The sequence below is a fragment of the Streptomyces echinoruber genome, from assembly GCF_014651135.1.
Lineage (GTDB): Bacteria > Actinomycetota > Actinomycetes > Streptomycetales > Streptomycetaceae > Streptomyces > Streptomyces echinoruber.
The window spans coordinates 115,129-136,439 of the sequence record NZ_BMWH01000019.1; the positions used below are offsets into that span (position 1 = coordinate 115,129).

The 21,311-nt window shown below is 77.0% G+C and carries 20 protein-coding genes and 1 pseudogene; 16 read left to right on the top strand and 5 right to left on the bottom strand.

Annotation, left to right across the window (positions count from 1 at the left end; genetic code table 11):
• The first annotated feature begins 272 nt into the window (after positions 1-272).
• Positions 273-917, top strand: a complete 645-nt coding sequence (locus IE225_RS21420; protein WP_190059206.1) for a LysE family translocator — start codon at positions 273-275, stop codon at positions 915-917.
• A gap of 153 nt (positions 918-1,070) precedes the next feature.
• Here the strand turns inward: IE225_RS21420 and IE225_RS21425 are convergent, their stop codons facing one another.
• Positions 1,071-1,511, bottom strand: a complete 441-nt coding sequence (locus tag IE225_RS21425) for an SRPBCC family protein (protein WP_190059207.1) — start codon at positions 1,509-1,511, stop codon at positions 1,071-1,073.
• A 231-nt stretch (positions 1,512-1,742) separates the two neighbouring features.
• On the opposite strand from IE225_RS21425, the gene IE225_RS21430 reads away from it, so the two are divergent.
• From IE225_RS21430 to IE225_RS21485, 12 genes and pseudogenes are all read left to right on the top strand, one after another.
• Positions 1,743-2,711: a UDP-glucuronic acid decarboxylase family protein gene (locus tag IE225_RS21430; RefSeq protein ID WP_190059208.1), complete on the top strand. Its 969-nt coding sequence runs from the start codon at positions 1,743-1,745 to the stop codon at positions 2,709-2,711.
• Between the two features lie 120 nt (positions 2,712-2,831).
• The gene (locus tag IE225_RS21435) at positions 2,832-4,469 is read left to right on the top strand and encodes a carbamoyltransferase family protein (protein ID WP_190059209.1); all 1,638 of its coding nucleotides are present in this window, start codon (positions 2,832-2,834) and stop codon (positions 4,467-4,469) included.
• Complete coding sequence (locus IE225_RS21440) at positions 4,466-5,467, top strand: glycosyltransferase family 2 protein (protein WP_190059210.1); 1,002 nt, start codon at positions 4,466-4,468, stop codon at positions 5,465-5,467. Before IE225_RS21435 ends, IE225_RS21440 begins: the two co-directional genes overlap by 4 nt.
• Positions 5,464-6,387 (top strand): D-glycero-alpha-D-manno-heptose-1,7-bisphosphate 7-phosphatase, encoded by a 924-nt coding sequence (locus IE225_RS34095; RefSeq protein WP_373303248.1) that lies wholly within the window; start codon positions 5,464-5,466, stop codon positions 6,385-6,387. Before IE225_RS21440 ends, IE225_RS34095 begins: the two co-directional genes overlap by 4 nt.
• Positions 6,384-7,364: pseudogene (locus IE225_RS21450) on the top strand (glycosyltransferase family 9 protein); the annotation flags it as partial. The gene IE225_RS34095 and the pseudogene IE225_RS21450, both read left to right, overlap by 4 nt.
• A gap of 212 nt (positions 7,365-7,576) precedes the next feature.
• Positions 7,577-8,539, top strand: coding sequence for a glycosyltransferase (locus tag IE225_RS21455; protein WP_190059211.1), 963 nt, complete (start codon positions 7,577-7,579; stop codon positions 8,537-8,539).
• Positions 8,536-9,753, top strand: a complete 1,218-nt coding sequence (locus IE225_RS21460) for a glycosyltransferase (RefSeq protein WP_190059212.1) — start codon at positions 8,536-8,538, stop codon at positions 9,751-9,753. Before IE225_RS21455 ends, IE225_RS21460 begins: the two co-directional genes overlap by 4 nt.
• Positions 9,753-10,421 carry a D-sedoheptulose-7-phosphate isomerase gene (locus IE225_RS21465; protein WP_190059213.1) on the top strand — a complete coding sequence of 223 codons (669 nt, stop codon included), beginning with the start codon at positions 9,753-9,755 and terminating at the stop codon, positions 10,419-10,421. Before IE225_RS21460 ends, IE225_RS21465 begins: the two co-directional genes overlap by 1 nt.
• Before the next feature lie 2 nt (positions 10,422-10,423).
• On the top strand, positions 10,424-11,932 hold the full coding sequence (gene rfaE2, locus IE225_RS21470) for a D-glycero-beta-D-manno-heptose 1-phosphate adenylyltransferase (protein ID WP_190059214.1): 1,509 nt from the start codon (positions 10,424-10,426) through the stop codon (positions 11,930-11,932).
• Positions 11,933-12,000: 68 nt separating this feature from the next.
• Positions 12,001-13,038 (top strand): glycosyltransferase family 9 protein, encoded by a 1,038-nt coding sequence (locus IE225_RS21475; protein ID WP_190059215.1) that lies wholly within the window; start codon positions 12,001-12,003, stop codon positions 13,036-13,038.
• A gap of 4 nt (positions 13,039-13,042) precedes the next feature.
• Positions 13,043-13,918 (top strand): glycosyltransferase family 2 protein, encoded by an 876-nt coding sequence (locus IE225_RS21480; protein ID WP_190059216.1) that lies wholly within the window; start codon positions 13,043-13,045, stop codon positions 13,916-13,918.
• Positions 13,915-14,898: a glycosyltransferase family 2 protein gene (locus IE225_RS21485; protein WP_190059217.1), complete on the top strand. Its 984-nt coding sequence runs from the start codon at positions 13,915-13,917 to the stop codon at positions 14,896-14,898. Before IE225_RS21480 ends, IE225_RS21485 begins: the two co-directional genes overlap by 4 nt.
• Before the next feature lie 587 nt (positions 14,899-15,485).
• Here the strand turns inward: IE225_RS21485 and IE225_RS21490 are convergent.
• Genes IE225_RS21490 through IE225_RS21500 form a run of 3 tightly spaced genes read right to left on the bottom strand, consistent with a single transcriptional unit; the run spans position 15,486 to position 17,053 of the window.
• The gene (locus IE225_RS21490; RefSeq protein WP_190059218.1) at positions 15,486-15,698 is read right to left on the bottom strand and encodes a hypothetical protein; all 213 of its coding nucleotides are present in this window, start codon (positions 15,696-15,698) and stop codon (positions 15,486-15,488) included.
• 52 nt (positions 15,699-15,750) lie between these two features.
• Positions 15,751-16,062, bottom strand: coding sequence for a DUF3040 domain-containing protein (locus IE225_RS21495; protein WP_190059219.1), 312 nt, complete (start codon positions 16,060-16,062; stop codon positions 15,751-15,753).
• Positions 16,063-16,117: 55 nt separating this feature from the next.
• Positions 16,118-17,053, bottom strand: a complete 936-nt coding sequence (locus IE225_RS21500) for a polysaccharide pyruvyl transferase family protein (RefSeq protein ID WP_190059220.1) — start codon at positions 17,051-17,053, stop codon at positions 16,118-16,120.
• 308 nt (positions 17,054-17,361) lie between these two features.
• Between IE225_RS21500 and thiI the strand changes: the two genes are divergently transcribed.
• From thiI to IE225_RS21515, 3 genes are all read left to right on the top strand, one after another.
• Positions 17,362-18,624, top strand: a complete 1,263-nt coding sequence (gene thiI / locus IE225_RS21505) for a tRNA uracil 4-sulfurtransferase ThiI (RefSeq protein WP_190059221.1) — start codon at positions 17,362-17,364, stop codon at positions 18,622-18,624.
• 715 nt (positions 18,625-19,339) lie between these two features.
• Positions 19,340-19,711, top strand: a complete 372-nt coding sequence (locus IE225_RS21510) for a hypothetical protein (RefSeq protein WP_308432533.1) — start codon at positions 19,340-19,342, stop codon at positions 19,709-19,711.
• A gap of 311 nt (positions 19,712-20,022) precedes the next feature.
• Positions 20,023-20,553: a hypothetical protein gene (locus IE225_RS21515; protein ID WP_190059222.1), complete on the top strand. Its 531-nt coding sequence runs from the start codon at positions 20,023-20,025 to the stop codon at positions 20,551-20,553.
• 97 nt (positions 20,554-20,650) lie between these two features.
• Here the strand turns inward: IE225_RS21515 and IE225_RS21520 are convergent, their stop codons facing one another.
• On the bottom strand, positions 20,651-21,214 hold the full coding sequence (locus IE225_RS21520; protein WP_190059223.1) for a hemerythrin domain-containing protein: 564 nt from the start codon (positions 21,212-21,214) through the stop codon (positions 20,651-20,653).
• Positions 21,215-21,311 lie beyond the last annotated feature (97 nt).

The window sequence follows — 21,311 nt, forward strand, 5'->3', positions numbered from 1 at the left end:
CGGGCCCGTCTCGGATCACGATCCACAGGTGGAGTCCACTGGCGGCGCAGGCTCGGCGAGCTCCACGGCGACACGTGCTACGACTGCTCCCACCTGCGGCGGTGGTTACGCGGACGCGGCGTCGAAAGCGGCGACCGCTCCTGCGGCGAACCCAGGGTCCCCCCACGATCGCCGGTGCCCGCCGGCCGGACCAGGGCGATGCCGCGGGGGCGGATGGCCGAGTGCGGAAAAAGGCTTGCCGCCAGGGACGGTTCCCGTGCTTGCATGCATCCATGGTTCCCACCGACCGTCTGCTCGCCTTCGCGGCGATGTCGTTCCTGCTGATCGTGATTCCCGGTCCGAGCGTGCTGTTCGTCATCGGGCGCGCCCTGGCGCACGGGCGCCGGGCGGCGCTGACGACCGTGGTCGGCAACACGCTGGGCGCCTACGTGCTGGTCCTGGCGGTGGCGCTGGGGATCGGGACGGTGGTGGAGCGCTCGGTGCTGGTCTTCACCGTGCTGAAGCTCGCGGGCGCCGCCTACCTGGTGTACCTCGGCGTCAAGGCGTGGCGGCGGCGCGGGTCGCTGCGGGCCGCGTTCGCCGCCGAGGGGGTGCCCGCGGCGCGCGGCGGGCTGCGCACGCTGGGGGAGGGGTTCGCGGTGGGGGTGGCCAACCCGAAGACGATCGTGTTCTTCGCCGCCGTACTGCCCCAGTTCGTGGACCGCGACCGCGGGCACGTCGTGCTGCAGATGCTGCTGCTCGGCCTGGTCTTCAACGCCATCGCGATCGCGTCCGACAGCGTGTGGGGGCTGGTCGCGGCCGGCGCGCGGGAGTGGTTCGCGCGCTCCCCGCGGCGGCTGTCCGCCGTCGGGGGCATCGGCGGGCTGACCATGATCGGCCTGGGGGTGACGGTGGCGGCGACGGGCCGCAAGGACTGACGCCGGAGAACTGACGCCGGACCCGGACCGGGGCCTCAGCGCGGGGCTCCGGCACCGGGATCTCTGCGGCGGGGCTCCGGTGCCGGGGGCCTCGGCTGCAGACCTCCGGCACCGGGACCTCAGCGGCAGAACCCCGGTGCCGGAGCCTCCGTATCAGGGCCGCCGCAGCAGCCGGTTCACCGCCCGGCCGAACACCGCCCGGGACGTGGCGCGCAGCAGCCCGTCGAAGGCGGAGGGCAGGAACCGCACCCGCAGCTCCTCCCGCCACACCACGCGGGTGCGGCCGCCGGGCCCCGGCCGCACCTCGATCTCGGCCCAGCCGAGGACCACCCGGCCGCGTTTCTCCAGGCGGCACAGGCCGTCCGTGCCGTCCGCGGGCGGCCGCCAGACCGTCACCTCCATCGGGTCGGCGAAGGCGAACGGGCCGATCCCCGAACGCGCCACCACCAGCGTGCCCTCGCGCGTGGGCGGCCCGGGCGCCACGGTGACCCGGGTCAGGGGGACGGCGTCGCCGTGCCGGGGCCACTCGGTCAGCCGGCGCCAGGTCTCGTCGAGGGGGAGCGGCACCGTGCGTTCGAGGCGGAAGTCGACCATGGAGTGATCGTAGAGAAACCGAGGGCCCGCACGGCGCCATATCGGCGACTGACAGCGATCGAACGGTCACGCACAGCTCTCCAGTTCTTCGGTCGCTCGTGCGTCACCGCCCTCCCTGCCGGACAAAAAATCGCACGAGTGATCGAATGAGGGTGGCGTCATGTGTGCGCACCCCGTCACAGGGTTACTCGCGCCGACACGCAAGTGTCGGGCGAGAGGGAGGAGAGCCCCGTGAACGGACACGCATGGCGCCGGGCTCTGGTCACCGGCGGAGCCGGATTCGTGGGGTCGCACCTGTGCGCACGGCTGGTCGAGCAGGGCACCGAGGTGGTGTGCCTGGACAACCTGTGCACCGGCTCCCGCGTCAACGTCGTCGAGCTGGAGCAGCGGCCCGGCTTCCGCTTCGTGCACGCCGACGTCACCGACCCGGCGGCCGTACGCGCCCTGCCCGGCCGGTTCGACCTGGTCCTGCACTTCGCCTGCCCCGCCTCACCCGCCGACTACCTGCGACTGCCCCTGGAGACCCTGGAGGTGGGCAGCACCGGCACCCGCAACGCGCTCGAGCGCGCCCGCGCCGACGGGGCCCGCTTCCTGCTCGCCTCCACCTCCGAGGTGTACGGCGACCCGCTGGAGCACCCGCAGCGGGAGACGTACTGGGGCAACGTCAACCCGATCGGCCCGCGCAGCGTGTACGACGAGTCCAAGCGGTTCGCCGAGGCCCTGGTCACCGCGCACCGCCGGGCGCACGCCACCGACACCGCCATCGTCCGCATCTTCAACACCTACGGCCCGCGCATGCGCACCGGGGACGGCCGCGCCGTGCCCACCTTCATCGCGCAGGCCCTGGCCGGGGAGCCGCTCACCGTCGCCGGCGACGGCAGCCAGACCCGCTCGCTGTGCTACGTCGACGACACCGTCGACGGCGTCCTCGCCCTCGCCGCCTCCCACGAGACCGGGCCGGTCAACATCGGCGGCACCGACGAGATCACCATGCTGGAGCTGGCCCGCCGCATCGTCGAGCTCACCGGCTCCGCCTCCCGCATCCGCTTCGTCGAACGGCCCGTCGACGACCCCGGCCGCCGCCGCCCCGACACCACCCTGGCCCGCGAGCGGCTCGGCTGGCGGCCCCGCGTGCCCTGGACCGAGGGGCTGGAACGCACCGTCGACTGGTTCGCGCAGGCCCGTACCGCCGCCGCGTGATCTCTTCATGCCCTCGACGGTGACGCTCTGTAATTGAGCTGGCTTCAGGTGTTTGAGACAACTGCGGCGCGGCACCCGGTGCACCGGAGCCCCAGCAGTCGAACAGGACGGAGCGGCCCCATGCGCATCCTTGGTATCAACGCCCTGTTCCACGACCCGGCTGCCGCGCTCGTCGTCGACGGCCGTATCGTCGCGGCAGCCGAGGAGGAGCGCTTCAGCAGGCGCAAGCACGGCAAACGCCCGGTGCCGTTCTCCGCATGGGAGCTGCCCGAACTGTCCGCCCGCTGGTGTCTGGAACAGGCCGGACTGCGCCCCGCCGACCTGGACGCCGTCACCTACTCCTTCGACCCCGCGCTCGCCCGGCCCGCCCGCGAGCTGGGCCTGTCCGACCCGTGGGACCCGCTGCGCCTGGAATACGCCCGCCGCGCCCCGGAGTTCCTCGCCGAGGCACTGCCCGGCCTGGACCCGGCCAAGGTCGTCTTCGTCCCGCACCACGTGGCGCACGCCTGCTCCGCCGGGCCCGCCTCCCCGCACCCCGACAGCGCCGTCCTCGTCCTGGACGGCCGCGGCGAGGCCGCCTCCCACCTGGCCGGACGCTTCCACGACGGCACCCTCGACACGCTCGCCGCGCAGGCCCTGCCCGACTCCCTCGGCCTGGTCTACGAGGAGCTCACCGAACACCTCGGCTTCCTGCGCAGCAGCGACGAGTACAAGGTCATGGCCCTCGCCTCCTACGGCAAGCCCCGCTTCCTGCCCGAGCTGCGCGAGCACGTGCACGCCACCGGCGACGGCGGCTTCCGCGCCCGTGGCGTCGACTGGGCCGCCCTCGCCCCGGCCCGCGCCCGGGGCGAGCCGTGGACCCAGGACCACGCCGACCTCGCCGCCAGTACCCAGGCCGTGCTGGAGGAGACCCTGCTGGAACTCGTGCACTGGCTGCACCGCGAGGCCGGCGGCGAGTCCCTCACCCTGGCCGGCGGCGTCGCCCTCAACTGCGTCGCCAACTCCAAGATCGCCGCCCGGGGCCCGTACCGGCACGTGTGGGTCCAGCCCGCCGCCGGCGACGCCGGCACCGCCCTCGGCGGCGCCCTGTACCTCGCCTGCGGCACGGAGGCCGCCGTGGAGCCGATGCCCGGCGCCGACCTCGGCCGCGGCTGGAGCGACGAGGAGCTGAAACGGTGGCTGGACGAGGCCGCCGTCCCCTACGACCGGCCCGGCGACATCGCCGAGACCGTCGCCGAGGAACTGGCCCGCGACGGCGTGGTCGCCTGGTTCCAGGGCCGCAGCGAGTACGGGCCGCGCGCCCTGGGCCACCGCTCCCTGCTCGCCCACCCGGGCCGCGCGGAGAACCTGGAGCGGCTGAACCGGGTCAAGGGCCGCGAGGAGTTCCGGCCGGTCGCGCCGATGGTGCTCGCCGAACGCGCCCACGAACTGTTCGACGGCCCGCTGCCCAGCCCGTACATGCTGTTCGTGCACGACGTGCACCGCGACTGGCGCGACCGCATCCCCGCCGTCGTGCACGTCGACGGCACCGCCCGCATCCAGACCGTCGACGAGCGGCAGGAACCGCTGGTGGCGCGGATGCTGCGGGCCTTCGAGCGGCGCACCGGGCTGCCCGTCGTCGTCAACACCAGCCTCAACACCGCCGGCCGGCCCATGGTCGACGACCCCCGCGACGCGCTGGAGTGCTTCGGCTCCGCGCCGGTCGACCTGCTCGCCATCGGCCCGTTCGCGGTGCGGCGCGGGAGGGCCTACACATGAGCGGCTACGCCGTCGTGATCCCCACACTCGCCCGCGCCACCCTCGCGGACTGCCTCGCCGCGCTCACCGCCGCGACGGGGCCCAGGCCGGACGAGATCGTCGTGGTCGACGACCGGCCCGACCCCGAACCGGGCGCCCTGGAACACCCTTTGAGCGAGCTCGACGCCGAGCTGCGCGCCCGCACCACCGTCCTGACCAGTGGCGGCCGCGGGCCCGCCGCCGCCCGCAACACCGGCTGGCGCGCGGTCACCTCGCCGTGGGTCGCCTTCCTCGACGACGACGTGCAGGTCGGCCCGCACTGGTGCGAGCAGCTCGCCCAGGACCTGGCCGCCGCCACTCCCGACACCGGGGGCGTGCAGGGCGTCATCGCCGTGCCGCTGCCCGGCGAACGGCGCCCCACCGACTGGGAGCGCGGCACGGCGGGCCTGGCGCGGGCCCGCTGGATCACCGCCGACATGGCCTACCGCACCGACGCCCTCCAGCAGGTCGGCGGCTTCGACGAACGCTTCCGCCGCGCCTTCCGCGAGGACGCCGACCTCGCGCTGCGCGTGCTGGACGCCGGCTGGCGCATCCGGCAGGGCCGCCGCACCACCAGCCACCCGGTGCGGCCGGCCGACCGCTGGGTGTCCCTGCGCGCCCAGCGCGGCAACGCCGACGACGCGCTCATGCGGTACCTGCACGGCCCCCACTGGTGGGAGAAGGCGGCCGCGCCGCGCGGCCGCATCCGGGCGCACCTGGCCCTCACGGGCGCCGGTGTCGCGGCCGGGGTGCTGGCCGCGGCCGGACGGCGCCGGGCCGCCGTCCTGGCCGGCCTGGGCTGGCTCGCCGGCACCGCCGAGTTCGCCTGGGCCCGCATCGCGCCCGGGCCGCGCACCCGGCACGAGGTCGCCACCATGCTCGCCACCAGCGCCCTCATCCCGCCCGCCGCCACCTGGTACCGGCTGACCGGGCTGTGGCGGCACCGGGGCGCCCGTCCCTGGCGGGAGGTGGCGCGGTGAGTGGGGCCGGGAACCGGGTCAGGGCGGTGCTGTTCGACCGCGACGGCACCCTCGTCCACGACGTCCCCTACAACGGCGACCCCGACCGGGTCCGCCCCGTCGAGGGCGCCCGCGAGGCGCTCGACCTGCTGCGCGCCCGCGGCATCGGCACCGGCGTCGTCACCAACCAGTCCGGCGTCGCCCGCGGCCTGATCACCGCCGCCGACGTGCGCCGCGTCAACGAGCGCGTCGAGAAGCTGCTCGGCCCCTTCGACGTGTGGGCCATCTGCCCGCACGGCCCCGACGACGGCTGTCCCTGCCGCAAGCCCCGGCCCGGCATGGTGCTGTGGGCCGCCGGCCGGCTGTGCGCCGACCCGGCGGAGCTGGTCGTCGTCGGCGACATCGCCGCCGACCTGGAGGCCGCGCGCCGCGCCGGCGCCCACGGCATCCTCGTCCCCAACGAGGCCACCCGCCCGGAGGAGACGGCCGCCGCCGAGCACGTGGCGACCGACCTGCTCGACGCCGTACGCGCCGTGCTGGAGCGCCTGCCCGACGACGCCGGCCCGGCCGGCCCCGGCTGCGGCCCGTCCGCCGCCCGGCACCGGACCACCGGGCACGAACCGCCGGTGGAGCCGGGGCGGTGGCACCGCGCGGCCCACGCGGACCCCGCCGCCGACGAGCCCCGGCCGGCCGGCCGGGGGCCGGCCCCGCGCACCGACGGCCCGCCCGATGCCGCGGCCCGCCCCGCCGCCGACGACCGGGCCACCCCCGACGACCGGGCCGCTCCCGGCACGTGGGTCACCCTCGGCGCCCGGACCACCCCTGGCCCCCGGACCACCTCCGGCGCCCGGGCCGACGACGACGCCCGGGCCGCCGACGACGCCCGGACCGACGGCCGGTTTCCGCCCGTCGGCCGGGACAGCGGCGGGGGGTGGCGATGAGAGCCCTCGTCAGCCGGCTCGACAGCTTCGGCGACGTGCTGCTCGCCGGGCCCGCGATCCGCGCCGTCGCCGCCCGCGCCGACCACGTCACGCTGCTGTGCGGGCCGCGCGGCGAACCGGCCGCCCGGCTGCTGTCCGGCGTCGACGACATCCTCGTCTGGGACGCGCCGTGGGCCGGGTTCGAGCCGCCGCCGGTGGACCGCAAGGACGTCGACGCCCTGGTCGACCGCGTCCACGCCGACGCGGCGCTCGTCCTGACCTCCTTCCACCAGTCGCCGCTGCCCACCGCGCTGCTGCTGCGCATGGCGGGCGTCGGGTTCATCGCCGCCGACAGCGTGGACTACCCGGGCTCCCTGCTCGACGTACGCCACCGGCGCGCCCCGCACGCCCACGAGGCCGAGGCCGCCCTCGACCTCGCCGAGGCCGCGGGGTTCCCGCGCGTCGACGACGGCCGGCTGCGGGTGCTGCCGCCGCCGGACACGACCGACCTGACCGGCCCGGAACCGTACGTCGTGCTCCACCCGGGCGCGAGCGTCCCGGCGCGGGCCTGGAGCCCGCGGCGGTGCGCCGAGGCCGTGCGGGAGCTGACCGCCGCCGGGCACCGCGTCGTGGTGACCGGCGGCCCGGGCGAGCGGGAGCTGACCGCGTACGTCGCCGGGCGGCACGGCCTGGACCTCGGCGGCCGCACCGACGCGGCCCGGCTGGCCGGGGTGCTGGCCGGCGCGCGCGCCGTCGTCACCGGCAACACCGGCCCCGCCCACCTGGCCGCCGCCGTCGGCACCCCCGTCGTCTGCCTGTTCGCGCCGGTCGTCCCGGCCGAGCGGTGGCGGCCCTACGGCGTGCCGTACGTGCTGCTCGGCGACCAGGGCGCGCCCTGCGCGGACAGCCGCGCCCGGCAGTGCCCGGTGCCCGGCCACCCGTGCCTGGACTCGGTGACCGGCACGGACGCGCTCGCCGCCGTGGAGAAGGTGACCGCGGAGAGCACGACCGCGGAGAACTCGGCCGGGGAGCCCGCGAACGAGGAGCGCGCGGCAGGCGCGAAGAGGACCGAGGAACGCGCGAAGGGTGCGAAGACGACCGGGGAGCACAGGGCGGGCGAGAGGACGACCGGGGAGCGCGCGACGGGTGAGAGGGCGACCGAGGAGCGCAGGGCGGGCGAGAAGACGACCGGTGGGAAGGTGAGGCAGGAGTGAGGATCCTGATCTGGCACGTGCACGGCTCCTGGACGACCGCCTTCGTGCAGGGTCCGCACACCTATCTCGTCCCGGTCACCCCCGACCGCGGACCCGACGGCCTGGGCCGCGCCCGCACCTTCGACTGGCCGGACAGCGTGGTCGAACTGCCCCCCGAGCGGCTGCGGGAGGCCGACGTCGACGTCGTGATCCTGCAGCGGCCCCACGAGGCCAGCCTGGCCGAGCGGTGGCTGGGCCGCCGCCCGGGGCGCGACGTGCCGGCCGTGTACCTGGAGCACAACGCCCCCCACGGCGACGTGCCCGACACCCGGCACCCGGCCGCCGGCCTGCCCGGTGTGACACTGTGCCACGTCACCCACTTCAACCGGCTGATGTGGGACAACGGCCCGGCCCCCACCACCGTCATCGAGCACGGCATCGTGGACCCCGGCCCGCTGTGGACCGGGGAGGTCCCGCACGCCGCCGTGGTCGTCAACGAGCCGGTGCGGCGCGGCCGCACCACGGGCACGGACCTGCTGCCGGTGTTCGCCGACGCCGCCCCGCTCGACGTCTTCGGCATGAAGACCGAGGGGCTGGCCGGCCACCTCGGCATCCCGCCCGGCCGCTGCCGCTCGCAGGAGCTGGCGCAGCGGGACCTGCACGCGGCGATGGCACGGCGCCGCGTGTACGTCCACCCGGTCCGCTGGACCTCCCTCGGCCTGTCCCTGCTGGAGGCGATGCACCTCGGCATGCCCGTGGTCGCCCTCGCCACCACCGAGGTCACCGAGGCGGTACCCGAGGGCGCCGGCGTGGTGTCCAACCGGATCGACGTACTGACCGATGCCGTGCGGGACTTCGTCGCCGACCCGCTGCACGCCCGCGCGGTCGGCGAGGGGGCACGAGCGGCGGCGCTCGCCCGCTACGGGCTGTCCCGCTTCCTGGACGACTGGGAGCGGCTGCTGAAGGAGGTGACCCGATGAGGATCGCCATGGTGTCCGAGCACGCCAGCCCGCTCGCCGCGCTCGGCGGTGTCGACGCCGGCGGGCAGAACGTGTACGTGGCCCGCCTCACCGAGGAACTGGCCCGGCGCGGGCACGACGTCACCGTCTACACCCGGCGCGACTCCCCCGACCTGCCCGACCGCGTGCCGCTGCCCGGCGGCGCCGTCGTCGAGCACGTGCCGGCCGGGCCGCCCGAACAGATCCCGAAGGACGCGCTGTTCGCGCACATGCCCGCCTTCGGCGCCCACCTGGCCCGCGCCTGGGCCCGGGAACGGCCCGACGTGGTGCACGCCCACTTCTGGATGTCCGGCATGGCCTCCCAGCTCGGCGCCTCCCCGCACGGCATCCCGCTGGTGCAGACCTTCCACGCCCTGGGCACCGTCAAGCGGCGCCACCAGAAAGACGCCGACACCAGCCCGCCCGAACGCATCGGCATCGAACGGCAGATCGGCCGCACCTGCGACCGGGTCCTGGCCACCTGCACCGACGAGGTCCACGAACTGGCCGCCATGGGCATCCCCGCCCGGCAGGTGTCGGTCGTGCCGTGCGGCGTGGACGCCGGCCACTTCCGCCCCGGCGCCACCGCCCCCGGCATCCCGGAGCGCACCCGGCCGCACCGGCTGCTGGCCTGCGGCCGCCTCGTCCCCCGCAAGGGCTACGACCTCGCCATCCGCGCCCTGGCCCGGGTGCCCGGCGCGGAACTCCTCGTCGCCGGCGGCCCCCCGGCCGACGGCCTGCCCGCCGACCCCGAGGCGCGGCGGCTGCTGGAGCTCGCCGGGACCGAGGGCGTCGCCGACCGGGTCCGGCTGCTCGGCGCGGTCGACCCCGGCCGCATGCCCGCCCTGATGGGCAGCGCCGACCTGGTGCTGTGCACCCCCGTCTACGAACCCTTCGGCATCGTGCCGCTGGAGGCCATGGCGTGCGGCGTGCCCGTCGTCGCCACCGACGTCGGCGGCCACCGCGACACCGTCGCCGACCACGCCACCGGCCGCCTCGTCACCCCGGGCGACCCGGAGGCGGTCGCCGCCGCCGTGCGCGAACTCCTCGCCGCGGACCGGCAGCGCCGCCGCTACGGCCGGGCCGGCCGCACCCGGGTCCTGAACCGCTTCACCTGGCAGCGCGTCGCGGACGGCGCCGAACAGGTCTACCGCCAGGCCCTCGTGGGCCGCGAAGTCCCCTCGGAGGTGGCGTGATGAGCGTCGAGATCCAGCCCGTCACCGAGCACTGCGACGAACTCCTCGCCGCCCTCGGCGAGTTCCGCGCCCGCGCGCACATCACCCAGCGCTGGGGCGAACGCCTGGCCGCCGTCCTTGGCGGCGGCGGACGGCTGCTCGCCGCCGGCAACGGCGGCAGCGCGGCCCAGGCCCAGCACCTCACCGCCGAACTGGTCGGCCGCTACCGCGACGACCGCCCGCCGTTCTCGGCGATCGCCCTGCACGCCGACACCTCCTCCACCACGGCGATCGCCAACGACTACGGCGTCGACGAGGTGTTCGCCCGCCAGGTCCGCGCCCACGGCCGCCCCGGCGACGTGCTGATGCTGCTGTCCACCAGCGGCGCCAGCGCCAACCTGCTGTCCGCGGCGGACGCCGGCCGCGCCGCCGGCCTGCGGGTGTGGGCCCTCACCGGCCCCGCGCCCAACCCGCTCAGCGCCGGCAGCGACGAGGCGCTGAGCGTCGCCGCGCCGACCACGGCCACCGTGCAGGAACTCCACCTGGTCGCCGTCCACATGATCTGCGAGGCCTTCGACGCCGCCGTGGAGCGGCAGCAGCGGCTGCGCCGGCTCGACGGGCAGCGGCGCGGCGGCAAACAGCGCGTGCGGCAGGCGGACGGGAAGAGGCTGGACGGTACCGGGAGGTGAGCATGCCGAAGAAGGCACCCCTCGTGGTCGTCGGCGACGCCCTGCTCGACCGCGACCTGACGGGCCGCGCCGACCGGCTGGCCCCCGACGCGCCCGTCCCCGTCGTCGCCGACTGCGACGAACGGCTGCGCCCGGGCGGCGCCGCGCTCGCCGCATACCTCGCCGCCCGCGACGGCCGCGACGTCACCCTGGTCACCGGCCTCGGCGACGACCCCGCAGCCCGCGCCCTGCGCCGGCTGCTGGAACCCGCCGTCGAGGTGATCGCGCTGCCGGTGACCGGCCCGCTGCCGGAGAAGACCCGCGTCCTGGCCCAGGGCCACCCGGTGCTGCGCCTGGACCGCGGCACCGGCCGCGCCCGCGAGGCCACCGCCAAGGCCCGCGAGGCGGTGCGCTCCGCCGCGGCCGTCCTCGTCTCCGACTACGGCCGCGGCGCCGCCGACGCCCTGCGCGACGTCCTCACCCGCCGCCGCCCCCTCGTCTGGGACCCGCACCCGCGCGGCGGTCACCCCGTCCCCGGCACCCGCCTGGTCTCCCCGGCCCGCGCCGAGGCCCGCGCCTTCGCGGCCGCCGTGGCCGGGGACGGCGACGGCGGCCGGCCGGGCGGGCGCGGCACCGACCTGCGCGAGGCCGCCCGCGAGGCCGCCGCGCTCGTGCGGCACTGGCGGGCCGCTGCCGTCGCGGTCACCCTCGGCTCCCGCGGTGCCCTGCTGTCGTACGGCGACCACCCCCTGCTCGTGCCCGCCCCCGCCGGCCACGGCGGCGACTCCTGCGGTGCCGGCGACCGCTTCGCCGCCACCGCGGCCGGACTGCTCGCCGACGGCGCGCTGGTGGAGGAGGCCGTGGCGGGCGCCGTCACCGCGGCGACCGCCTTCGTCGGCGCGGGCGGCGCCGGGGCGCTCGCCTCGGCACCCGGGCGCACGGCGCACGACGCACACGGCGCGCACGGCGCACACGACGCACACGGCGCACACGGCGCACACGGCGCGGAGGGTGCGGTCGGCGCGGGGGAGGGGCCGCGCGGCGGCGACACGCCGCGCGCGCCCGACGACGCCGTCGACCCCTTCGAGCTGGTCGCCCGGGTCCGCGCCACCGGCGGTACGGTCGTCGCCGCGGGCGGCTGCTTCGACCTGCTGCACGCCGGGCACGTCGGCCTGCTGCAGGCCGCCCGGCGGATCGGGGACTGCCTGGTGGTGTGCGTCAACTCAGACCCCTCCGTACGGCGCCGCAAGGGCGAGGGCCGCCCCGTCAACCCGCTCGCCGACCGCGTGCGGGTGCTGCGCGCCCTGGCCTGCGTCGACGCCGTGGCCGTCTTCGACGAGGACACCCCCGAACGGCTGCTGGCCGAGCTGCGGCCCGACGTGTGGGTCAAGGGCGGCGACTACGCGGGCGCCGAGCTGCCCGAGGCGGCCCTGCTGGAGGAGTGGGGCGGGCAGGCCGTCCTGCTGCCCTACCTCGACGGCCGCTCCTCGACGGCGCTGATGGCGCGGGCGGCGTCGGGAGGCACCGGATGAACGGCCCGCAACGGGCGAGCGTGCCGCGGCGGACGAGTGGATCACCACAGTCGAGCGGGCCGCAGCAGATGAGCGAGCCGCAACGGACGGGCGGACTGCAGCAGAGCAGCGGGCCGTGCCGCGCCGGCGGGTCCGGCGCCGCTGCGCGCGTGCTGGTGCTGCGCGCCCTCGGCCTCGGCGACCTGCTGGCCGGCGTGCCGGCGCTGCGCGCCCTGCGCCGCGCCTTCCCGGCGCACGAGCTGGTGCTGGCCGCGCCCGCCGCGCTCGCCCCGCTCGCCGAGGCGTCCGGCGCCGTCGACCGGCTGCTGCCCGCCTCCGCGCCCGGCCGCGCCGTGCCCCGCCGCCTCGACTGGTCCGGCCCGCCCCCGGACGTCGCCGTCGACCTGCACGGCAACGGCCCGCCCAGCCACCGGCTCCTGCTCGGCCTGCGCCCGAGGCGGCTGCTGGCCTTCGCCCACCCGGACATGCCGGAGCTGGAAGGCCCTGAGTGGCGCGCCGAGGAGCACGAACGCGACCGCTGGTGCCGCCTGCTGGAGTCCTACGGCATCCCCGCCGACCCCGGCGACCTGCTGCTGCCCCGGCCGCGGGTGCCGTCCCCGGCGCCCGGCGCGGTCGTGGTGCACCCCGGTGCCATGGCGCCGTCGCGCTGCTGGCCGGTGGAGCGGTACGCGGCCGTCGCGCGCGTCCTGCGCGAGCGCGGGCAGCGGGTGGTGGCCACCGGCGGGCCGGGGGAGGACGACCTGGTGGCCGCGGTCGCCCGGCGGGCCGGGCTGCCGGACACCGACGTCTTCGCCGGCGGGCTGCCGCTGCCGGTGCTGTCGGCCCTGGTCGCCGAGGCACGGGCCGTGGTCAGCGGCGACACCGGCATCGCCCACCTCGCCGTGGCCCACGCCACCCCGTCCGTGACGCTGTTCGGCCCGGTCCCGCCGAGCCGCTGGGGCCCGCCCGCGCACCCGCGCCACCGCGCCCTGTGGCACGGCGGCCCGGACGGCGACCCGCACGGCCGGCGGCCCGACCCGGGGCTGCTGCGGATCACCACCGGAGAAGTGCTGGAGGCGCTCGACGCCCTGCCCGCACCCGCCCCCTGTGCCGTCCACGCCTGCTGATCCCATGACCCACGCACCCGTCGGCGTCGTCATCGCCACCCGCAACCGCTCCGCGAACCTCGCGGCGACCCTGCGCCACCTGCTCGCGCTGCCGGAGCGGCCGCCCGTCGTGGTGGTGGACAACGCCTCCGCCGACGACACCCGCGCCCTGCTCGCCCGCGACTTCCCGCAGGTGCGCGTGGTCGCGCTGCCCGCCAACCACGGTGCCCCGGCCCGCACCCACGGCGTCCGCGCCCTCGGCACGCCCTACGTGGCCTTCAGCGACGACGACTCCTGGTGGGCGCCGGGCGCCCTGGAGACGGCGGCCAAGCTGTTCGACGCCCACCCGCGGCTCGGCCTGCTCTCCGCCCGCACGCTGGTGGGCCCCGAGGAGCGGCCCGACCCGCTCAACGACGTGCTCGCCGCCTCCCCGCTCGGCCCGGCCGCCGACCTGCCCGGTGTGCAGGTCCTCGGTTTCCTCGGCTGCGCCGCCGTCGCCCGCCGCACCGCCTACCTGGACGCCGGCGGCTACCATCCGCTGCTGTTCTTCGGCGCCGAGGAGACCCTCCTCGCCTACGACCTCGCCGCCCGCGGCTGGGGCGTCGCCCACTGTCCCGAGGTCATCGCCCACCACCACCCGGCCCCCGGCCCGCGGGCCGGCCGCCCCGTCGCCGTACGCCGCAACGAGGTGCTGACGGCGTGGCTGCGCCGGCCGCTGCCGTACGCGCTCGCCCGCACCCGGGAGCTGGCCGCCGAGGCCCGCCACGACCCCGCGGCCCGCCGCGCGTTGCGCGAGGCGCTGGCCCGGCTGCCCGCCGCGCTGCGTGCCCGCCGCCCCCTGCCTCCGCACGTGGAGCGCTCCGCCCGTCTGCTGCAGAAGACCACGAAGGGCCCGGCATGACCGCCCCGCACGACCACACCCCGCACGACAGCACCCCACACGACCGCGTCCCGCACGACCACGCCTCGCACGACCGCACTCCGCCCGGCGACGACCGCACCACCGTCGTGATCATCACCCACAACCGGCGCCACGAGCTGCTGCGCACCCTCGACCGGCTCGCCGAACTGCCGGAGCGGCCCGAGGTGATCGTCACCGACAACGGCTCCACCGACGGCACCGCCGCCGCGGTCGCCCGCCACCACCCCGAGGTGCGGCTGCTGCGCCCCGGCCGCAACCTCGGCGCCGTGGGCCGCAACCTGGCCGTGCGCCGGGTGCGCACTCCCTACGTCGCCTTCTGCGACGACGACTCCTGGTGGGCGCCGGGCTCCCTCGCCGGGGCCGCCGACCTGCTCGACAAGCACCCGGCCCTGGGCGCGGTCACGGCCCGGATCGTCGTCGAGCCCGACGGCACCGAGGATCCCATCGTCGAGGAGCTGCGCCACTCGCCCGTCCCCGGCCCCGACTGGCTGCCCGGCCCGGCCCTCGGCTCCTTCCTCGCCGCCGCCACCGTGCTGCGCACCGACGCCTTCCGCGCCGCCGGCGGCTTCCACCCCCGGCTGTGGCTCGGCGGCGAGGAGGAGCTGCTCGCCGTGGACCTGGCGGCGGACGGCTGGTGGCTGGTGTACGCCGACCACCTGACGATCCATCACCATCCCTCCGAGGCAAGGGACTCCACGCTGCGGCGGCGGCACGGCATCCGCAACACCCTGTGGTTCACGTGGCTGCGCCGCCCGGCCGGGCCCGCGCTGCGCCGCACCCTGCACCTGGCCCGCACCGTCCCGCGCGACACCGCCTCCCTGCGTGCCTTCGCCGAGGCCGCCACCGCCCTGCCCTGGCTGCTGCGGGAACGCCGGGTGCTGCCCGAGCGCGTCGAGCGGCGGCTGCGGGTGCTGGAGGAGAGCCAGCGGCACTCGAGGGCGCGCAAGTACACGGGCTGAGCCCGGCCGGGGACGCGCCGCGCCGCGTATACGGGCTGAGCCCGGCCGGGGACGCGCCGCGCCGCGTACACGGGCTGAGCCCGGCCGGGGGCGCGCCGCGCCGCGTATACGGGCTGAGCCCGGCCGGGGACGCGCCGCGCCGCGTACACGGGCTGAGCCCGGCCGGGGGCGCGACGCGCCGCGTATACGGGCTGAGCCCGGCCGGGGGCGCGACGCGCCGCGTATACGGGCTGAGCCCGGCCGGGGACGCGCCGCGCCGCGTATACGGGCTGAGCCCGGCCGGGGGCGCGACGCGCCGCGTATACGGGCTGAGCCCGGCCGGGGACGCGCCGCGCCGCGTACACGGGCTGAGCCCGGCCGGGGGCGCGACGCGCCCGCGCCGAACGCACGCCCGCGTGCTGCGCGTCCCGCGCGTGGTGAACGCAGCGCATGGCGAACGCAGCACGCGGTGAACGCAGCGCATGGTGAACGCAGCACGCGGTGAACGCACAGGCGCCCCGCCCCGCCGTGCGCAGCACGCGGCTGCTGCCGGCGGGCCGGGGCGCCCACCCTCCCCTGCGACGGCCCCCTGACGACGCGACCGTGCGTCAGTCGTGGCTGCCGGGGCGTTCGCCCTTCGGACCGCGGCCGCGCTCGGTGCGCGGACCGCCGCTGCGCCACGTGGGGCCGACGGACTCGTCGCTCTGCAGGGTCTCGTTGGCCTTCCGGTCGGCGTCCTGGTCGGTGACGCCCTCGCGCTCGGTGTCCTTGCGCGACCGCGCGCGCCGGGTGTCGTACTTCTTGCTTCCGGGCTCGGGCATGGCGGTCACCTCCTGGGGCGGGCGGGTCCCCCGGGAACGGCGGGGCAAACGTTCAGCGCCGTTCGGTCCACCGGCACAGCAGCCGGAACACCGAGAACAGCGCCGGCGGCCACACCCCGGCGAACGCCCAGATCACGCCCGGCTCGGAGGTGGCCGCGCCGGCCGCCATCAGGGCGACGGACACGGTGAGCAGGAACGCCACCGTCAGGGGCCGCGGGTCGTAGTGGAGGATCCGCGCCGGATCGAGCCGCCTGCGCCGCCCCAGCGTGCGCAGCCGCCGGTTCAGGCGCCGGTCACGGCGCAGCTCACGCTCCAGTTCGTCCAGAATGCGCTGTTCGTGATGGGGGAGCCGGCTGGTCGACACTGTTCCTCCTCGGACCCACGGGGCTGTCACCCTGGTGCCCGGTCACCCGGGAGAACTAACCGGTGGCGCGTGTCCCGGCCTTCTCCAGTGCCTCTGCGAGCGCGTCCGCGCCGTCCCGCACCACGCCCTCCCGGAACTCGGCGGCGATCTGCCGCGCCGTCACCCGTCCCGACGTCAGGCACCAGTGCCACCAGCGGTCCAGGGCCCGCCCGCCCAGCTCGTCCGCGGGGACCAGGGCGGGCCAGTCGCAGGCGCGGGCCTGCGCGGTCACCTTCGCGCCGCCCGCCACCGGGTCGACCGCCAGCGCCGGCACGCCCGCCCGCAGCGCCAGCACCAGCCCGTGCAGCCGGTCGGTGACGACCAGGTCCAGGCGGGTCAGCACCGACTCCAGTTGCGCGGGCGTCGCGCACAGCCGCCAGTCGCGGCTGTCCAGCCGGGTGTCCAGTTCCAGCCGCGCGCAGTCCTTCCCGGCGAGCCAGCCGGTCACGGCCCCGGCGACCCGCTCGTGCCGCCGCCGGGCGCCGTACTCCTGCTGGCCGTGGGTGAGGATCACGCCGACGACCGGGCGTGCGGGCAGCGCGGGGGCGCGGGCCGCGAGGTCCCGGCCCGGCTCCAGGTCGGGCGCGTCGCGGGCCAGCACCCGGTGGAAGCCGGTCACGGCCGGACCGGCCGGATCGACGACGGAGGTGCCCACGGCGATCCGCACGCAGTGCGCGAACCGCCGGTGCAGCTCCTCCACCTGTTTCCCGTGCAGCGGGCCGCACACGAACACCAGGTGCGTGTAGTCCTCGGGCCGTACGTCGTCCAGGTGCGGCCCCTCGGGGCGGAAACCGGGGCTGAAGGCCACGTCGTGGTCGACGCCCGCCCGGCGCAGCACGTCCCGCACCCGCTCCAGCGCCAGCACGTCCCCGGCGGTCGCCTCCCCGTGCAGGAAGCCGAACCAGCCGGTCACCAGGACTCTGCGCGGGGTCCGCCGCTGTCGTTCGAGCACAGTACGGGCGGGTTCCCGCCCCGGGCCGGCGGCAATCACCCCGGCGCGTGTGATCGGTCACGTTCCGGTGTGCGCGGCGTCCGGGCGGGACATACGCATGCCGGTCCCCGCGTGCGGGCGAGGGAGACGACGAGGGGGACCCGGTACGGGGCGGAACGCGCGACACTGGGATGCGGCGGCCACCGGGCACGCGACCGGTGCCGCGGCGCCCCACGCGGGCGCGGACCGTATCCCTGCGGCAGCGCGCGCGGCCGGGTGGGACGACCGCCGTCGCCGCAGAGCCAGGGCAGAGAAGGAAGGGGGCTTGCATGCGGCAGCCGTGCGTACTGCTGAAGTACGGGGAACTGGCGCTGAAGGGACGGAACAAGCACCGCTTCGAGGACCGGCTGGTGCACAACGTGCGCCGGGCCATGGAGGGCGTGGGCGGACCGGTGCGCATCCGACGCCGGCGGGGCGTGCTCGTGCTCACCCTGCCCGAGCGCCCGGACCTGGAGGCGCAGGCGGGGCCGCTGGGGGACCCGCTGCAGGCCGCGGTCGTCGCCCGCGCACGCGAGATCATCGGCGTCAGCGTGGTGCAACCCGGGCTGCGGGTCGACAAGACCCCCGAGGACGCCGCCGCAGCGGCCCTCGACCTGGCCCGCGCCGCCGTTCCCGACCGGGTGCCCGCCGGCTTCGCCGTCCGCCCGCGCCGCCGCAGCAAGGACTTCCCGCTCACCTCCGAGCAGCTCGGCGCCCACGTCGGAGCCGCCGTGTACACCGAACTCGGCTGGCCGGTGGACCTGACCCGTCCCGAGGTGGAGATCACCGTCGAGGTCGACCAGCGGGAGATCTTCGTCACCGCCGAGCGCATCAAGGGCCTGGGCGGACTGCCCGTCGGCTGCAGCGGCCGCGCGCTCGCCCTGCTCTCCGGCGGCTACGACTCCCCGGTGGCCGCCCACCGCGCCATGCGCCGCGGGCTGAGCGTCGACTTCGTGCACTTCACCGGGGCGCCGCTGACCGGACCGTCGTCGGCGTACAAGGCGTACGCGCTGGCCCGGCGGCTGGCCCGGTTCGAGGGCGGGGCGCGGCTGTGGCTGATCCCCCTGGGCAAGGCGCAGAAGGCGCTGGCCACGGCCGGTGCCGGGTCGCTGCAGGTGGTGGCGCAGCGGCGGCTGATGATGCGCACGGCCTCCGAGCTCGCCCGCCGGCACGGCGCCGAGGCGCTGATCACCGGCGACAGCCTGGGCCAGGTCTCCAGCCAGACCCTGGCCAACCTGGCCACGGTCGAGGAGGCGGCGACGCTGCCGCTGCTGCGGCCGCTGCTGGCCTGGGACAAGGAGGAGATCATGGCGGAGGCGGCCCGGCTGGGCACCGCCGAGATCTCCAAGCTGGCCGACGAGGACTGCTGCAGCCTGCTGATGCCGCCCTCGGTGGCCACCCGCACCACCCCCGGCCAGCTCGCGAAGCTCGAGCACCGGCTGGGGGAGATGGCGGAGACGGTCGACAACCTCCTGGCCGGGGCCCGGCTGCTGCCGGTGGAACCCGGCTGGGAGGACACGCCCGAACCCCGGCCGCTGCGCGCCGCGTCCTGAGGCGCGGACCTCCGGGGCACGGCCCGGCCGTGCCGGCCGGGCCGTGCCGGTCGGTGCCCCGGGCGCGGGGGAGTCGTTGCGCGCCGAGGCCGACGAGGTGATCTGCCCGCACCGGCCGCGTCCCTTCACGGCGGTCGGCTCCCGGTCCCGGTACGAGGACTTCGAGCAGCGGAGCGACGAGGACGTGCCGCGCACGCCGGCCGAGGCCGACACGGAACGGGGCCGGCGGGAAGGGGAAGTGAGCACACCGGAACCGGCCTGGCGTGTACCGGCCGGCCGAAGAGGCCGCCGGCCGGTTTGACGGCGCCCGTCCGGGCTACGCGACGGACAGCGGGTGTGCCCCGCGGGGTTCCGGAGGTGGCCGATGATCCGGCGGACGCGTGACGCCGTGCCGCCGCCCGGCGCGGTGGCGGCCGCGCCGACGCCGCCGGACACGCGACCCGCCCGGCGCCGGAACGGGCCCCGGCGCCGCGCCGGTGACCCGCCACCGCGCCCCGCCCGGCGCACCCGCCGACCGGGACCGTGTGCCGCGCGCTCGCCGCGGGCCGGGGACACGCACGCCACCCCCGGCGGCAGCGGTGTGCGCCCGGCCCTGGTGGTGCCGCCGGCGCCGGACGACACCGCCGGCACCGGCACTCCGGACGACCTGGCCCATCCGAACGATCCGGACTCCGCCCCGGCCGGGGCGGAGGCGAGCGCTGAGGAGGCCGCGACCGTGGCAGACGACCGTCATGACGATCCCCTCCGCGCGCAGCGCGCCGAGCGGGAGGCCGCACGAGCACGCTCGGGAGTGATCGGCAGCCGCTTCCCGCGCACCGGGACCGAGCCCTGGACCGCGCAGAGCGCCCTCGGCCTGCGGCGGGTGCTGGCCGCCGTGTTCCTGCCGCTGTTCACGGTCGCGGCCGTCCTGCTGGGCGTGTGGGCCGCGAACTCCGGCCCCGGCGACTCACCCGGCCGGGACGCGTTGACGGTGCTGGCCGCCCTGTGCGGGGCCCTCGCCCTGACGGCCGCCTTCGACCTGTGGATCGTGGGCCGACGGCTGCGGCGGGAGCGGGAGAAGCGGGGGGAGCGGGGGACACGGCGCTGACACGACACCCGCGGTGGGCCGCGCGGGGGCATCCGGACGGTGGCCGGGCCGCGGGCGGGGTGCTCCGGGAATGGGGTGCCCCGCCAGCACCTGCCAGGGCGGCCGGGCGTGGGCGCGCGGCGCGGCCGGAGAGGTCGGCGGCGTGGTCGGCGCGGTCGGCATGGCCGACGCGGTCGGTGGGGTGGCCGGGTGGCCGGATGTGGTCGAAGACACGCCGACGAGGCGGCCGGAGGCATGTCCGGTCGCCTGAGCCGAGGGCTACCGTTTTGTTCAGCCCGTTTTTCCCTGTATGTAGCTCGGACGGCTCCGCAGTGCTCGCAGACCTCTCCCCGCTGATCGCGGCGACGGCCCAGTGGCTGACGCACGCCTACCCGTCCTGCGGCGGCGCACTCGCCTCCGTGCTGTGCGAGGTGCAGGCCCGGCAGGCCGTCACGGTCGCGGCCTGGCTGCGCTACCCCACCGCCATGGACGCCGCGCTGGTCGGCATGGCCGGGCCCGGCGGCTCCGCCCGCCTCGACTGGCTCACCGGCGCCGACACCGCCGACACGGCCGACGACGACCCCGAGCACGCCTGGCGGACCTGGGTGGACGAGGTCGTCGCCAGCTGGGCGGCCTGCCTGCTCACCGACCGCGACCTGGCGGGCCTGGCGGTGGCCGCGGTGGCCGGCGGCGACCACGTCCGGGGCACGCCCATGGAGTTCCGGCGCCTGCTGTCGCCCGACGAGCGAGACCGCCGTGCCGCAGCCCTGCTGCGTCACCCCGATCTCCTCGCCCCCGTCGCCGACCTCCACCGCGACCAGTTGCTGGACGTACTGGGCCCGGGTCAGGCCCTGACCGCCTGACCCGGGCGGGGGCGGGCACCGCGCGGTGGCCGCCCGATCCGGGAGCGGAGCCGCGCGGTGCGTACCGCCCCGGGGGCCGGAGCGTGGTCCGCTCGCGTCAGCCCTGCTTGCCGCGGCCCGTCAGCGCGTCGCGCACCCGGTCGACCAGGCCGGCGCCCGGGGCCAGCAGCTTGTTCATCGGCGGCTTGTCCGGGGCGGCCGGGTGCGGGCGGGTCGGGGCCGTCTTCTTGGCCTGCCGCACCTTGTCGCCCAGCCGGTCGAGGGCCTCCGGGGGGCACGCGGCGCGCAGCGCGGGGAAGAGGTTCTCCTCCTCGTCGGCGACGTGCATGCGGATCTCGCTCATCAGCATGCCCATGAGCCGGTCGAACTCGGGGTCGTCCGCCTCGCAGCGCTCCAGGTCCTTCATGATCTGCTCGGCCTTGGCGTGGTCCTCGAGCTCCTTGTCGGCGATGGCGTCGCCGCCCCGGACGTGCTCGCGCACGGCCGGGTACAGGTAGGCCTCCTCCGCCACCGAGTGCCGCACCAGCTCCATCGTGACCTGGTCGGCGTACGTCTTGCGGTCCTTGGCGCCGGGCGGCAGCGACTCGATCCGCCCGAAGAGCTCCTCGACCTCCCGGTGATCGGTCACCAGCTCGTCGATGACGTTTCCACCGTGACCCATGTCCTTCACACCTCCATGCCGAAGACGGCGGGCCACGCGTGCCCGCCACGGCCCTCCGGGTGCCCACGCCGCCGGGCGCCTAACGCGCGGCCGGCCG

What these genes read in the sequence shown, in the direction of transcription:
- IE225_RS21420 (WP_190059206.1), top strand. Translation starts at nt 273, where the DNA reads ATGGTTCCCACCGACCGTCTGCTCGCCTTCGCGGCGATGTCGTTCCTG.
- IE225_RS21425 (WP_190059207.1), bottom strand. Translation starts at nt 1,511, where the DNA reads ATGGTCGACTTCCGCCTCGAACGCACGGTGCCGCTCCCCCTCGACGAG.
- IE225_RS21435 (WP_190059209.1), top strand. Translation starts at nt 2,832, where the DNA reads ATGCGCATCCTTGGTATCAACGCCCTGTTCCACGACCCGGCTGCCGCG.
- IE225_RS21440 (WP_190059210.1), top strand. Translation starts at nt 4,466, where the DNA reads ATGAGCGGCTACGCCGTCGTGATCCCCACACTCGCCCGCGCCACCCTC.
- IE225_RS21460 (WP_190059212.1), top strand. Translation starts at nt 8,536, where the DNA reads ATGAGGATCGCCATGGTGTCCGAGCACGCCAGCCCGCTCGCCGCGCTC.
- IE225_RS21465 (WP_190059213.1), top strand. Translation starts at nt 9,753, where the DNA reads ATGAGCGTCGAGATCCAGCCCGTCACCGAGCACTGCGACGAACTCCTC.
- rfaE2 (WP_190059214.1), top strand. Translation starts at nt 10,424, where the DNA reads ATGCCGAAGAAGGCACCCCTCGTGGTCGTCGGCGACGCCCTGCTCGAC.
- IE225_RS21475 (WP_190059215.1), top strand. Translation starts at nt 12,001, where the DNA reads ATGAGCGAGCCGCAACGGACGGGCGGACTGCAGCAGAGCAGCGGGCCG.
- IE225_RS21480 (WP_190059216.1), top strand. Translation starts at nt 13,043, where the DNA reads ATGACCCACGCACCCGTCGGCGTCGTCATCGCCACCCGCAACCGCTCC.
- IE225_RS21485 (WP_190059217.1), top strand. Translation starts at nt 13,915, where the DNA reads ATGACCGCCCCGCACGACCACACCCCGCACGACAGCACCCCACACGAC.
- IE225_RS21490 (WP_190059218.1), bottom strand. Translation starts at nt 15,698, where the DNA reads ATGCCCGAGCCCGGAAGCAAGAAGTACGACACCCGGCGCGCGCGGTCG.
- thiI (WP_190059221.1), top strand. Translation starts at nt 17,362, where the DNA reads ATGCGGCAGCCGTGCGTACTGCTGAAGTACGGGGAACTGGCGCTGAAG.
- IE225_RS21520 (WP_190059223.1), bottom strand. Translation starts at nt 21,214, where the DNA reads ATGGGTCACGGTGGAAACGTCATCGACGAGCTGGTGACCGATCACCGG.